Annotated in this window: 3 protein-coding genes; 2 read left to right on the top strand and 1 reads right to left on the bottom strand. The window is 75.8% G+C overall.

Translation table 11 applies throughout. The annotated features are described in order from the left end of the window. Positions 1-153 precede the first annotated feature (153 nt). Together ACQP2P_RS22500 and ACQP2P_RS22495 are read left to right on the top strand one after the other, a co-directional pair. Positions 154-1152, top strand: coding sequence for a TauD/TfdA family dioxygenase (locus tag ACQP2P_RS22500; RefSeq protein ID WP_433618886.1), 999 nt, complete (start codon positions 154-156; stop codon positions 1150-1152). 24 nt (positions 1153-1176) lie between these two features. Next, positions 1177-4200: an amino acid adenylation domain-containing protein gene (locus ACQP2P_RS22495; RefSeq protein WP_433618884.1), complete on the top strand. Its 3024-nt coding sequence runs from the start codon at positions 1177-1179 to the stop codon at positions 4198-4200. Positions 4201-4352: 152 nt separating this feature from the next. Here the strand turns inward: ACQP2P_RS22495 and ACQP2P_RS22490 are convergent, their stop codons facing one another. Further along, positions 4353-14417, bottom strand: coding sequence for an SDR family NAD(P)-dependent oxidoreductase (locus ACQP2P_RS22490; RefSeq protein WP_433618882.1), 10065 nt, complete (start codon positions 14415-14417; stop codon positions 4353-4355). Positions 14418-14436: the final 19 nt, after the last annotated feature.

Raw genomic sequence — 14436 nt, 5'->3', positions numbered from 1 at the left:
CGTTGCCCGACTCGGCGCCGAGCGCGGCCGCGAACCCGGCTGGGGTCCCGATTCATAGGGGTTGTCGCCCGTTTCGCGCGCCCGTTAGCGTCGGCGCCGCACGGCATTCTCCGCGGCGATGCGCCGCCCACCTTCGACCATGGATGGTTTCCCATGTCGGTCGACGCCCAAGGTACGCTGAGCGACCGGTCGCTGCTGCGGCTCGACGACGAGGAGAACGCGGCACTGGCCGCGCTGGCCACCGAGTTGTGCGGCACCGCTCCCCATCTGATCGACTCCGCCGAATGGGTGGCGGCGGCGCGCCGGCTGTCGTGCGCGCTCCCCCCACGGCTGAGCCGCACCCTGCGCGAGTTCACCCACGACTCCGGCCCCGACGGGATGCTGTTGCTGCGCAACCTCCCGGTGGACCCGGAGGGCCCGCCGGCGACGCCGATGGTGTTCGGCTCGGTGCAGCGCGCGAGCACCGTGCCCGCCTCGGCCCTCATGCTCGTCGCCATGGCCATGGGCGAGGTTATCGCCTACGACAAGGAAAAGCACGGCGCGCTGGTGCAGAACGTCGTGCCCGTGCCGGGCATGGAGGAGTACCAGGGCAACGCCGGCTCGACGCGGCTGAACATGCACACCGAGAACGCGTTCCACGAGTTCCGGCCCGACTTCGTCGGGCTGATGTGCCTGCGCAACGACCACGACAACGTCGCCGGGCTGCGCACGTCGTCGATCCGCAACGCGCTGCCGCTGCTGTCCGAGCCGATCCGGGCGATCCTGCACGAGCCGCGGTTCGTCACGACCGCGCCGGCCTCGTTCGACCTCGGCGACCGGCTGGAGGAGCCGCACGGGGTGCTCAGCGGCGCCGCCGAGGACCCCGACCTGAAGGTGGACTTCAGCAGCACCACGCCCATCGACGACGAGGCCGCCGGCGCCCTGGCGCGGCTGCGCGACGCCATCGACGAGGCGGCGTACACCCTCATCCTGAGCCCCGGCGACCTCGCGTTCGTGGACAACCGCGTGACGCTGCACGGCCGCAACTCCTTCCAGCCCCGCTACGACGGCGCGGACCGCTGGCTGCAGCGGGTCTTCGTCCACCTGGACCTGCGCCGGTCCCGCGCGCTGCGCGGCGCCAACGGCCAGGTCCTCAGCAGCACGCCGGTTTGACCCGAGCGCACCTGAGAGGGCACCATGCCAGTCGGAACGCCAGTCGGAAGTGACGGAAACTACAGCCGGCCGATCTCGGCGACCGAGGCCTGGTTCCTGGTCTATCCGCAGTGGCTGCCGGGCGTGATCCAGGTCGTGGTCGAGGGCACCGGCCCGCTCGGGGCCGACGAGCTCACCGCGGCCGTCGCGGCCGCGTCGCAGGCGTGCCCCGGGGCCCGGCTGACCCGCATGGGCCGCCGCTGGGTCGACAGCACCGTGGCCCCCGCGGTCCGGGTGCTCGACGCCGGCGCCTTCGACCCCGTCGCGTTCACCGGCCTGCCCGAGCTGCACCAGCCGCTGACCGGCGAGGCCGGCGCCCCTACGTGCGAGGTGCTGCTGCTGCCCGGCACCCCCGCCCGCCCGACCAGCATCGTGTTCCGCGCCAACCACGCGGTCATGGACGGCAAGGGCGTGCTGATCTGGATCGACGAGATCTTCCGGGCGCTGCGCGGCGACGAGCCGATCGGCGCCCCGTCGCGCATCACCGAGCACGAGCTGCTCGAGCGGATCACCGCCCCGCGGAGCCCGGCGATCGAGGCCGACCTCGAGTGGCCGTCCGCGCTGGGCTCCCGCCCGGCCGGGCCGCAGGGCTTCTTCTGGCGCCGCAAGACCGTCGACGGCGTCCACCCGGCCCTCGTGGCCAAGATCGCGCTGGCCGTCACGGCCGCGTGCGACCTGCCGACGGGCCGCTTCCGGATCCCGGTCGACCTGCGCCGCTACGACCCCGCGATCCGCTCGACCGGCAACCTCACGCACAACCCGCTGCTGGACGTCACCGCGGGCTCGGCGTGGGAGGACGCGCACGAGCGTCTGCTGACCATCCTCAGCTCCGGCCAGGACCTCGCGGCCGGGACCGATCCGGCGCTGGCGAACATCCCCCGCGACCACCTGCGCCGGCAGCTGATGGCGCTGGACGACATCTCCGCGAGCCGCGGCCGCTACGGCAGCGTGGCCACCATCTCCCACGTCGGGCGCATCGACCTGGACACCCTGCGCGGGCGGGACTTCCACGCCACGACCATCTACTCGCTGCCCAACTCCGGGCCCGTGGGCCCGCCGGAGATCAACGCCGTCGAGTGCGGCGGCCGGACGGAGATCACCCTCGGCTGGTACGACCGCCCGGAGCTGGTCGAGCGGGCCGTCGCGCTGCTCGACGCGATCGAGGAGGCGCTGTCGCCGCGGCACCGCCGGGTCTGGGCCGGCAACGACAACGCCCGGCCGCTCGCCCGGCCCGGCACCGTGGTCGAGCAGTTCGCCGCGCAGGTCGCCCGGACCCCGGACGCGATCGCCCTCACCAGCCCCGAGGGCAACACCACGTACGCCGAGCTGGACCGCTACTCCAGCGCCGTCGCCGCCGACCTGCAGCGCCGCGGCCTGGGCCGCGACGACGTGGTCGGCCTCTTCGCCGGGCGCACCGTGGCCGCGATGGCCGCCATCTGGGGCATCCTCAAGGCCGGCGCCGCCTACCTGCCGCTGGACCCCCAGCACCCCGACCACCGCCTCGCCGGCCTGCTGGCCGACGCCGGGGTCACCGTCTGCCTGACCGAGGCGCGCTACCGCCACCGCGGGTTCGCCCCGCCCGGCTGCACGCCCGCCGTCATCGAGGAGCTCGCGGCCGGCGACGGCACGCTCGCGCCGGTGGAGATCCGCCCCGAGGACCTCGCCTACGTCATCTACACCTCGGGCTCGACCGGCCGGCCCAAGGGCGTGGAGATCGAGCACCGCAACCTGGCCACGTTCGTGAGCTGGTCGACCCGCGTCTACGGCGTCGACGAGCACACCCGGTTCCCGCTGTTCAGCTCGCTCGCCTTCGACCTGTCCAACACCGCCATCTTCCTGCCGGTGCTGGCCGGTGGCTCGATCGCGCTGGTGCCGGACGAGCTGAACCACATGGTGCTGCAGGACATGCTGCTGCATCGCGGGGCGAACAAGCTGAAGCTGACCCCGACCCACCTCGACCTCATCGGGCGGCTCGGCCTGCGCCCGGAGGGGTTCACGGCCGTCATCGCCGGCGGGGAGCTGCTGCGCACGTCGGTGACGGCGCGCGCGCAGGAGGCGTTCGGGCCGCAGTGCCGCATCTTCAACGAGTACGGGCCGACGGAGACGACCATCGGCAACATGACGCGCACGTTCGACGCGCAGGCCGACGCCGATCTGTCCTCGGTGCCGATCGGGGTGCCGACCGACAACAGCACCATCTACCTCGTCGACACCGAGGGCCGGTTCGTGGAGCCGGGCGAGGTCGGCGAGATGCTGCTGGGCGGCGCGCAGCTGTGCCGGGGGTACCGCGGCCGCCCCGACCTCAACCGCGAGCGCTTCACGGTGCTGGCCAGCGGCGAGCGCGTGTACCGCAGCGGGGACCTGGCCCGGCAGCTGCCCAGCGGCGAGCTCGAGTCGGTGGGGCGCAACGACGAGCAGATCAAGGTCCGCGGCTACCGCATCGAGCCCGCCGAGGTCGCCCGCGCGCTGGAGGAGCACCCGGCCGTGGCCCGCGCGTTCGCGGTCGGCCGCACGCGGGACGGCAGCCCGGACAAGATTCTGTGCGCCTACGTCGTACCGGCCGCCGACGTCTCCGTGGATGCGCTCGACGAGCACGTCGGGAAGCTGCTGCCGCCGTACATGGTGCCGGGCGCGACCGTGCTCGTGCCGGAGCTGCCGCGCACCGCCAACGGCAAGGTCGACGTGGCCGCCCTGCCGGACCCGTTCGCCGACCAGGGCACCTCCGCGGCCACGGTGACCGCGCTGAGCGGCGAGGTCGAGACGGCCGTCGCCGGGATCTGGGCCCGCACCCTGGCCGTGGACGTGCAGCGGCTCAGCGGCGACGCCGACTTCCACCGCCTCGGCGGCGACTCGGCCAAGCTCCTGGCCATGCTGGCGGCCGTGTGCAACGACATCGTCGGCCGCGGACGGGAGACGGCGTTCATGTCCGACCTGAGCAAGATCATTCGGGAGCCGACGATCACCCGCATCTCGGACCTGGCCCGCCAGGCGCGCTCCGCCGCCGTCTGAACAACCCCCGAACCGCCCCAGGTGTCCTTCCTGGGGCGGTTCGCCGTTCCCGAACCTCGCCGTGCGCCAGGCCGGAGCCCGCTCGAGCGCCCGGCGCCGTCGGCGTCGGCGTCGGCGAACCGCTTCCGGCCGTTGAGCGGCGGACGGTGCGCTCAGGCCGCGCCCATGCGGCGGTCCAGCAGCGCGAACAGCTCGTCGTCGGTGGCCTCGTCGATCTCCCCGGCCGCCGCCGGTCCGGCCTCGGACGCCGTGAGGGTGTCCAGCAGCCGCCGCAGCCGCGCCACGACGACGCCCCGGGTCTCCTCGTCGGGCCCGTCGCCCGGCCCGGCCATGGCCCCCTCGAGCCGCGCGAGGTCGTCGAGCGGCCCGCCCCCGGCGGCCGGCGCCGGCGCGGCCAGGTCCAGCAGGTGCCCGGCCAGCAGCGCCGGCTTCGGGTAGTCGAAGACGAGGGTGGCCGCCAGCCGCAGCCCGGTCGCCGCGTTGAGCCGGTTGCGCAGCTCGACCGCGGTGAGCGAGTCGAACCCGAGCTCGGAGAAGGCCTGGTCGGCGCCGATCGCGTCCGGCCGGGCGTGCCCGAGCACCGCCGCGACGTGGGTGCGCACCAGGTGCAGCACGTGCCGCGGGCGCTCGGTGTCGGGCAGCAGCGCGAGCCGCTGGGTGAGCGTCTCGGCGGACTCGGTCCGCGGCCGCGGCCGGGTGCGGATCAGCGCGCGCAGCATCGGCGGCGGCAGCTCGGTGCGGGCGGCGCGGCGCAGCGCGGCGAGGTCGAGGCGGGCGGCGACCGGGGCCGGCTCGATGCCGCGCACGGCCCGGTCGAACAGCTCCAGGGCCTCCCCCGCCGCCATGGGCGCCAGGCCGTGCCGGGCCAGGCGGCGCCGGTCGGCCTCGCCCAGCCCGCCGGTGATCCCGGTGGCGCCGGCCCACAGGCCCCAGGCGATCGCGTGCGCGGGCAGCCCGGCGCGGCGGCGCTCATGGGCGAGAGCGTCGAGGTAGGCGTTCGCCGCCGCGTAGTTGCCCTGCCCGGCCCCGCCCAGGACGCCCGAGATCGAGGAGAACAGGACGAACAGCTCCGGCCGCGCGCCGACGGTCAGCTCGTGCAGGTGCCGGGCCGCGTCCGCCTTCGGCCCGAACACGGCGTCGACGCGCTGCGGCGTCAGCGCGGTGATGGTGGCGTCGTCCACGACCGCGGCGGTGTGCACGACGCCGGCGAGGCGCCCGTCGGCGGTGATGCCGTCGAGCAGCGCGGCGACCTGGGCGCGGTCGGTGAGGTCGCAGGCGACGGGCCGCAGGACGACGCCGTCGCGGGCCAGTTCGGCGGCGAGGTCGCCGGCCCCGGTGGCGGCGGGGCCGCGGCGGCTGGCGAGCACGAGGCTGCGCACCCCGTAGCGGGCCGCCAGGTGCCGGGCGACGTGCCCCGCGAGCCCGGCCGGGTTGCCGGTGACGAGCACGGTCCCGTCCTCGAGCGCCGGCGGCTCGGCCGGCTCCGCGCCGGCGGGCTGCAGGCGCGGCACCAGGAACTGCCCGCCGCGCAGGGCCAGCTGGGGTTCGTCGAGCGCGAGGGCCTCGGCCAGGCGGGCGCCGTCGTCGGGGTCGGCGGAGTCGGCGGGGTCGGCGGGGTCGGCGGAGTCGGCGGGGTCTTCGAGTGCGATGAGGCGGATGCGGCCCGGGTGCTCGGACTGGGCGGAGCGGACCAGCCCCCACACCGCGGCGGCGGCCGGGCCGGTGCCCCGGGTGACCACGGCCAGGCCGGCGCCGGTCGCGTCCGGGCGGCGCACGAGGTCCTGGACCGCGCGCAACGCCTCCGCGACGGCCGACCGGGCGTCGTCCGAGTCGATCCGCACGACGGCGACCTCGGCCGGGACCGGTGCCGGGCCGGGGGGCGGGGCGGCCGGGAGCCAGGCCACGCGCAGCAGGTCGTCGCCGGCCGGGGCGGCCGGGAGCCGGCCGGCCGCGATCGGGCGGGTCGCCAGCGACTCGACCGAGCCGATCGTGGCGCCGGTGGCGTCGGCGACGACGATGGCGACGCCGTGCTCGGCGGGGCTCAGGCGGGCGCGCAGGACCGACAGCCCGGACTCGCCGGTCGGCAGCGCCGCGCCGGACCAGGCGAAGGGCAGGCCCGCGGGGTCGCTCACGCCGCCGACCCGGCCGAGGCCGTGGAGGGTCGCGTCGAGCAGGGCCGGGTGCAGGCCGAAGCCGCCGGTCGGCACGCCGTCGGGGAGGACGGCCTCGGCGTACACGTCGTCGCCGCGGCGCCACAGCTCGCGCACGCCGCGGAAGACCGGCCCGTAGTCGAGGCCGGCGTCGGCGAGGCCGTCGTAGAGGCCGTCGCGGTCGACGGGCTCGGCGCCGGTGGGCGGCCAGACGGCCAGCTCCGCGCCGGACGCGGGCGGCCGGGCGGCGCCGAGGGAGCCGGTGGCGTGCCGGGTCCAGGGGGCTTCGGGGTCGTCGGCGGGGTGCGAGTGCACCTCGATGCCGCGGCGACCGTCCCCGTCCTCGGCGCCGACGGTCAGCTGCAGCGTCACCGCGCCGGTGGCCGGCAGCGCGAGGGGGGTGTCGAGGACGAGCTCCTCGACCCCGGGGCAGCCGGCCCTGGCGCCGGCCGCGAGGACCATGTCGAGCAGCGCCGTCCCCGGCACGACCGCGGTGCCCAGCACCCGGTGGTCGGCGAGCCACGGCAGCGCGGCGAGGGAGATCCGGCCGGTGAACACGTACTGGTCGCCGCCCGCGAGCCGGACCATCGCCCCGAGCAGCGGGTGCCCGCCGGCCTCCTGCCCGAGCCCTCCGGCATCGGCGGCGGGCGCGCTGCTGAGCCAGTAGTGCTGGTGCTGGAACGCGTAGGTGGGCAGCGGCACGACCTTCCCACCGCGGTGGTAGGCCGCGAAGTCGATCCCGGTCCCGCGAACGTGCGCCTGCGCAAGCCCATGCAGCAGCGCGCGGGGCTCAGGCTGACCGGACCGCAGCAACGGAATGAACGCGGCATCCTCGACGCAGTCCGGCCCCAACGCACTGAGCGCACCACCGGGCCCGACTTCGAGGAACGTCCGCACCCCCTGCCCATGCAGGAACTGGAGGGTCGGGTGGAACCGCACGGTTGCCAGGACATGCCGCACCCAGTAGTCCGCGTCGAACTCGGTCATGAGTTCACCGGTCACGTTCGACACGATCGGAATCCGGGCCGGCCGCCACTCCACAGAGCGCAACACCTCGCCGAACGCAGCGGTCATCGGCTCCATCAACGGCGCGTGGAACGCGTGCGACACCCGCAACCGGGTCGTGCGCACCCCCGGAAACACCAACTTGTCCAGAAGCTCAACCGGTCCAGACAGCACCACCGACGACGGCCCGTTGACTGCCGCCACCGACACACCGTCGGGCACCACATCCACCGGCGCCCCGACCGCGAGCATCCCGCCACCCGCCGGCAACTCCCCCATCAACCGGCCACGAGCCTCAACAACCTTCACCGCATCCGCAAGACTCAACACGCCAGCGCAATACGCCGCCGACAGCTCACCGACCGAATGACCCGCCAGGAAATCCGGCTTGAGACCCCACTCCCGCAACTGCTCAAACAAGGCGACCTCGATCGCGAACAGGGCCGCCTGCGCATTGCGTGTGTCGTCCACCGACCCAGACGGCTCCGGCAGCAGGGCGCGGATCTCCTCGTACACCTCCCGGAAGCGCGGGTAGACCGCGGACAGCTCCTCACCCATTCCGGCCCGCTGCGAACCCTGACCCGGGAACAGCACGGCCGTCCCACCCTGGACCACCGACCCGCGCACCGCCAGCTCACCGTCCAGCAGCACACCACGATGCTCGAAAGCCGTCCGCGTCGACGCCAGCGAGAACCCGATATCCACCGGCGAACCCGGCCAACCCGACAACCGAGCCGCCTGCGCCTCCACACCAGCCTCGGACCGGCTCGACACCACCCACGCCACCGGCACATCAGCCTCAGCCGCAGACGCCGCCGCCTCGGCGACCGACTCCAGGATCACGTGCGCATTCGTGCCACTGATCCCGAACGACGACACCGCCGCCCGGCGCGGACGGTCCGCCACCGGCCACGGCCGGGCCTCCGTCGCCAGCGCCACCGCACCCGCCGACCAGTCCACCTGCGACGAGGCCGTGTCCGCGTGCAGGGTTTGCGGGACGATCCCGTGCCGCATGGCGAGGACCATTTTCATGATGCCGGCGGCGCCGGCCGCGGCCTGGGTGTGGCCCAGGTTCGACTTGATCGAGCCGAGCAGCACCGGCGCCGGACGGTCCTGGCCGTAGGTCGCCAGCAACGCCTGCACCTCGATCGGATCCCCGAGCCGCGTCCCGGTCCCGTGCCCCTCCACCACGTCCACATCGGACGGCTCCAGCCCCGCACTCGCCAGAGCCGCCCGGATCACCCGCTGCTGCGACGGACCGTTCGGAGCCGTCAGCCCGTTCGACGCGCCGTCCTGGTTCACGGCCGAGCCGGCGATGACCGCGAGGACCCGGTGGCCGAGGCGCTCGGCGTCGGTGAGGCGCTCCAGGACGAGGACGCCGACGCCCTCGGACCAGCCGGTGCCGTCGGCGGCGTCGGCGTAGGACTTGCAGCGCCCGTCCCCGGCCAGCCCCCGCTGCCGGGAGAAGTCGGCGAACGTGGTGGGCTGCGCCATCACCGTCACGCCGCCGGCGAGGGCCGCGTCGCACTCGCCGGCCCGCAGCGCCTGCGCGGCGAGGTGGAGGGCGACGAGGGACGACGAGCACGCGGTGTCGACGGTCACGGCGGGGCCCTCCAGGCCCAGCGCGTACGAGATCCGGCCCGACAGCACGCTGCCGGAGGTGCCGACGCCGAGGAAGTCCTCGACGCCGGTCGGGACGGTGCCGGTCGAGCGGGCGTAGTCGTGGTACATCAGGCCGGCGAAGACCCCGGTCCGGCTGCCGCGCAGGGTCGCCGGGTCGACGCCCGCCGCCTCGATCGCCTCCCAGGAGACCTCGAGCAGCAGCCGCTGCTGCGGGTCCATGGCCAGCGCCTCGCGGGGGCTGATGCCGAAGAAGGCGGCGTCGAACCCGCCGGCGTCGTAGAGGAACCCGCCCTGCCGGGTGGTGGACTTGCCGTCCGGGTCGGGATCGTGGTCGTAGAGTCCCTCGATGTCCCAGCCGCGGTCGGCGGGGAAGTCGCCGATCGCGTCCTCGCCGCCGGCCAGCAGCCGCCAGAGGTCCTCGGGCCCGGCCACGCCGCCGGGGTAGCGGCAGGCCATGCCGACGATCGCGATCCGGTCGCCACCGGCGGGACGGTCGGCACCGGCGGGCCGGTCGGTCGCGGGGGCGGCGGCCGGCGCGAGCCGGCGCAGGATGTGCTCGGCCAGCACGGCCGGGCGCGGGTAGTCGAAGACGAGGGTCGCGGGCAGGCGCAGTCCCGTGGCGACGGCCAGGCGGTTGCGCAGCTCGATCGCGGTGAGCGAGTCGAAGCCGAGGTCCGAGAACGCCTGGTCGGCGCCGACGGCGGCGGGGCCGGCGTGGCCGAGGACGGCGGCGACGTGCGTGCGGACCAGGTGCAGGACTTGGTCGGGGTGCCCGGCCAGGCCCTCGCTGACCGGGACGCGGGCCTCGGCGGGGCGCGGGCGGGTCCGGCGGCGCAGGGCCCGCGGGTCGAGCCGGGCCGCGACCACGTTCGGCTCGGTGCCGGTGGCCGCCGCGTCGAACAGCCGCAGCGCGTCCGGGGTCGGCAGGGGTTGCAGGCCGTCGCGGGCCATGCGGCGCCGGTCGGCCTCGCCGAGCCCGGCGGTCATCGCGGTGGCGTGCTCCCACAGGCCCCAGGCGATCGAGACGGCCGGGAGGCCCTGGGCGCAGCGGTGCCGGGCGAGGGCGTCGAGGAACGCGTTCGCGGCGGCGTAGTTGGCCTGGCCGGCGGCGCCGAGCACGCCCGCCACGGACGAGAAGACGACGAACAGGTCGAGGTCGCGGCCGGCCGTCAGGGTGTGCAGGTGCCAGGCGGTGTCGGCCTTGGCGCGCAGTACCGTCGCCACCTGATCGGCGCGGAGGGAGGCCACGGTGCCGTCGTCGGTGAGGCCCGCCGTGTGGACCACGCCGGCCAGGCGGCCCGGCACGGAGTGCAGCAGCTCCGCGAGCTGAGCCGGGTCGGCCAGGTCGCAGGCGACGGCCCGCTCCACGACGCCGTCGCGGACCAGCTCGGCGGCCCCGGCGGCGGCGGGGCCCCGGCGGCCGGCCAGGACGATCCGGGCGCCGTGGTGCTCGTGCAGGTGGCGGGCGACGAGGCCGGCCAGGCCGGACGGGTTGCCGGTCACCAGGACGGTGCCGTCGAGCCGCGGGGGCGGCGGGGGCTCGGTCTCGTGCCGGGTCAGCCGCGGGGCGAGGAGCCGGCCGGCGCGCACGGCCAGCTGGGGCTCGCCGTCCGGGAGGGCGGGCAGGTCGTCGGTGTCGCTGTCGACGATCCGGATGCGGCCGGGGTGCTCGGTCTGGGCGGCGCGGACCAGACCCCAGACGGCCGCGGCGACCGGGTCGATCGGGTCGATCGAGTCGATCGGGTCGATCGGGCCGATCGGGTCGATCGGGCCGATCGAGTCGATCGGGTCGATCGGGTCGTCCGGGTCGATCGGGCCGGTGGCGACGCCGCCGCGGGTGACGATGGTGAGCGGCTCGGGCTCGGCCAGCCCCTGCTGGATCCGGGCGAGCACGGCGGTCACGGTCCGGTGGAGGTCGGCGAGGACGTCCGGGCCCGAGGGCGCCACCGTCAGCGTCTGCGTGTTCGTGCTCGTGCCCGCCGTCGCCGGCACCGGGGTCCACTCGGTGCGGTAGAGGGGGTCGGCCGGCGCGATGAGGGGGCGGGCCGCCAGCGACGTCACGGTGCCGATGACGACGCCGGCCGGGTCGGCCAGGGTGATCTCGACCCCGGACGGGGCGGGCCGCAGCCGGGCGCGGACGGCTGGCGAGCCGGTGCCGGGGGCGGGCAGCGTGACGCCGGACCAGGCGAACGGCAGGCCCGCGGTGTGGCCGTCGACCCAGCCGGCCGCGTGCAGGACGGCGTCGAAGAGGGCCGGGTGGATGCCGAAGCCGGCGGTCGGCAGGGCGACGGGGAGCTCGGCCTCGACGTGGACGTCCTCGCCGTCGCGCCACAGCGAGCGCAGGCCGCGGAAGGCCGGCCCGTAGCCGAGCCCGAGGCCGGCCAGGCGCTCGTAGACCTCGTCGGCCCCGATCGGGTCCGCCTCCACCGGCAGCGGCAGGCTCGCGGCCGGCGGGGGCGCCGCGGGTGCCAGCACGCCCGTCGCGTGCCGGGTCCACGGCTCGTCGCCGCCGTCGGCCGGGGCCGAGTGGATGGTGACCGCGCGGCGGCCGTCGCCGTCGGCGGCCGCGACCCGCACCTGGACGGCGACGGCGGAGCCCGGCGGCAGGGTCAGCGGCGTGTCCAGCACCAGCTCGTCGACGGCCGGGCAGCCGGCCTCACGACCCACGCCGGCGGCGAGGTCGACCAGGGCGGTGCCGGGCAGGATGATGGCGCCGTGCACGCGGTGGTCGGCCAGCCACGGGTACGCGGCGACGGAGAGGCGGCCCGTGCACATGAGCTCGTCGCCGCCCGCGATGCGGACCAGGGCGCCGAGCAGCGGGTGTCCGGCCGTCTCCAGCCCCAGGCCGGTGGCGTCGCCGGAGCGGGCCGCGGGGGTGAGCCAGTAGCGGCGGTGCTGGAACGGGTACTTCGGCAGCGGCACGGCGGTCCCGGCGTGGTAGGCCGCGAAGTCGATGCCGGTGCCGCGCACGTGGGCCTGGGCCAGGCCGTGCAGGAGCGCCTGCGGCTCCGGGCGGCCCGAGCGCAGCAGCGGGATGAACGCGGCGTCCTCGACGCAGTCCGGCCCGAGGGCGCTCAGCGCGGCCCCGGGCCCGGCCTCGAGGAACGTGCGCACCCCGTGGCCGTGCAGGAACCGCAGCGTCGGGTCCAGCTGGACGGGCGCGAGCACGTGCTGCACCCAGTAGTCCGCGTCGAACTCGGTCATGAGCTGGCCGGTCACGTTCGACACGATCGGGATCCGGGCCGGGCGCCACCGCACGGAGCGCAGCACCTCGGCGAACGCGGCGGTCATCGGCTCCATGAGCGGCGAGTGGAACGCGTGCGAGACCCGCAGCGCCTTGGTGCGCACATCGCCGAGCCGGGAGACCACGGCGGCCACCTCGCCGGCGGGGCCGGAGAGCACGACCGACGACGGCCCGTTCACGGCGGCGATCGCCACCGAGCCGGACAGCACCGCCTCCGCCTGGGCCGCCGAGCACGCCGCGGCGACCATCACGCCGCCGGGCGGCAGCTGCGCCATCAGGCGGCCGCGCGCGGCGACGACCCGGGCCGCGTCGGGCAGGCTCATCACGCCGGCGCAGTAGGCGGCCGACAGCTCGCCGACGGAGTGACCGGCCAGGAAATCCGGCTGCAGGCCCCAGTCCCGCAGCTGCTCGAACAGCGCGACCTCGAACGCGAACAGCGCCGGCTGGGTGATCTCGGTCGCGTCGATGCGCTCGTCCGGCAGCTCGCCGAAGTGGGCCCGCACCTCGTCGTGGACCCGCCGGAACACCGGGAAGTCCAGTCCGGCGCCCATCCCGGCGCGCTGGGAGCCCTGGCCCGGGAACAGCACCGCGAGCCCGCCCGGTGTCACCGAGCCCCGGACGGTCTCGCCGCCGACGAGCACGGCCCGGTGCTCGAGGCCCGCGCGCGTCGCGGCCAGCGAGTAGCCGATGTCGACCGGCGAGCCGGGCCAGCCGTCCAGCCGGGCCACCTGCTCGGCCAGCGCCGCCTCGGAGCGGGCCGACACCGTCCACGCCACCGGCGCGCCGGCGTCGGCGGTGGGCGCGACGGGCTCCTCGGGGACCGACTCCAGAATCACGTGCGCGTTGGTGCCGCTGATGCCGAACGACGACACGCCGGCCCGGCGGGGACGGTCGGAGGCGGGCCACGGGCGCGCCTCGGTGAGCAGCTCGATCGCGCCGGCGGTCCAGTCGACGCGGGGGGACGCCTCGGCCAGGTGCAGCGACTTCGGCACCAGGCCGTGGCGCATGGCGAGGATCATCTTGATGACCCCGGCCACGCCGGCCGCGGCCTGGGTGTGGCCGATGTTCGACTTCACCGAGCCGAGCAGCAGGGGCGGGCGGTCCGGCTCGCGCTGGCCGTAGGTCGCCAGGAGGGCCTGGGCCTCGATCGGGTCGCCGAGCCGCGTGCCGGTGCCGTGGCCCTCGACGACGTCCACATCGGACGGTCCGAGGCCGGCGGCGGCGAGGGCGGCGCGGATGACGCGCTGCTGCGACGGGCCGTTCGGGGCGGTCAGGCCGTTGCTGGCGCCGTCCTGGTTCACGGCGGAGCCGGCCAGCACGGCCAGGACCCGGTGGCCGAGGCGCTGGGCGTCCGCCAGGCGCTCGACGACGAGGATGCCGATGCCCTCGGCCATGCCGGTGCCGTCGGCGGCGGCGGAGTACGCCTTGCAGCGGCCGTCCGGGGCCAGGCCCTGCTGGCGGGAGAAGTCCACGAAGGTGGCCGGGCCGGGCATCACGGTGACGCCGCCGGCGAGGGCCACGTCGCACTCGCCGCCGCGCAGCGCCTGGGCGGCCAGGTGCAGGGCGACGAGCGACGAGGAGCAGGCGGTGTCGATGGTGACGGCGGGGCCCTCCAGGCCCAGGGCGTACGCGACGCGGCCGGAGGCGACGCTGCTGGAGTTGCCCAATCCCACGTGGCCGTCCACGCCCTCGGGGAGGTCGGCGGCGGTGGCGTACCCACCGTGGATCAGGCCCGTGTAGACCCCGGCGCGGGCGCCGCGCAGGCCCAGCGGGTCGATGCCCGCGTCCTCCAGCGCCTCCCAGGAGACCTCCAGCAGGAGCCGCTGCTGCGGGTCCATGGCCAGGGCCTCGCGGGGGCTGATGCCGAAGAAGGCGGCGTCGAAGTCACCGGCCCCGGCGAGGAAGCCGCCCTGGCGCGTGCTCGTGCTGCCCGCGCGGGCGCCGTCCGGGTCGTACAGCTCCTCCAGGTCCCAGCCGCGGTCGGCCGGGAAGTCGCCGACGACGTCGTGACCGTCGGCGACGACCTGCCAGAACTGCTCGGGATCGGCGATGCCGCCGGGCAGGCGGCAGGCCATGCCCACGATCGCGACCGGCTGCGCGCGGCCGTCCTCGACCTCCCGGAGCCGCTGCCGGGTCCGGCGCAGATCGCCGGTGACTCGCTTGAGGTATTCGCGCAGCTTCTCTTCGTTGTCCATCACACCAGCCCGTCGCGCC

It is taken from the genome of Dactylosporangium sp. CA-139114, from assembly GCF_050955725.1.
Taxonomy (GTDB): domain Bacteria; phylum Actinomycetota; class Actinomycetes; order Mycobacteriales; family Micromonosporaceae; genus Dactylosporangium.
The sequence above is the reverse complement of the archived record's forward strand: the minus strand, read 5'-3'. Positions and strand labels throughout refer to the sequence as shown.

Bases quoted from the DNA above. Each gene is read 5' to 3' on its own strand.
- ACQP2P_RS22500 (WP_433618886.1), top strand. From the start codon at position 154: ATGTCGGTCGACGCCCAAGGTACGCTGAGCGACCGGTCGCTGCTGCGG.
- ACQP2P_RS22495 (WP_433618884.1), top strand. From the start codon at position 1,177: ATGCCAGTCGGAACGCCAGTCGGAAGTGACGGAAACTACAGCCGGCCG.
- ACQP2P_RS22490 (WP_433618882.1), bottom strand. From the start codon at position 14,417: ATGGACAACGAAGAGAAGCTGCGCGAATACCTCAAGCGAGTCACCGGC.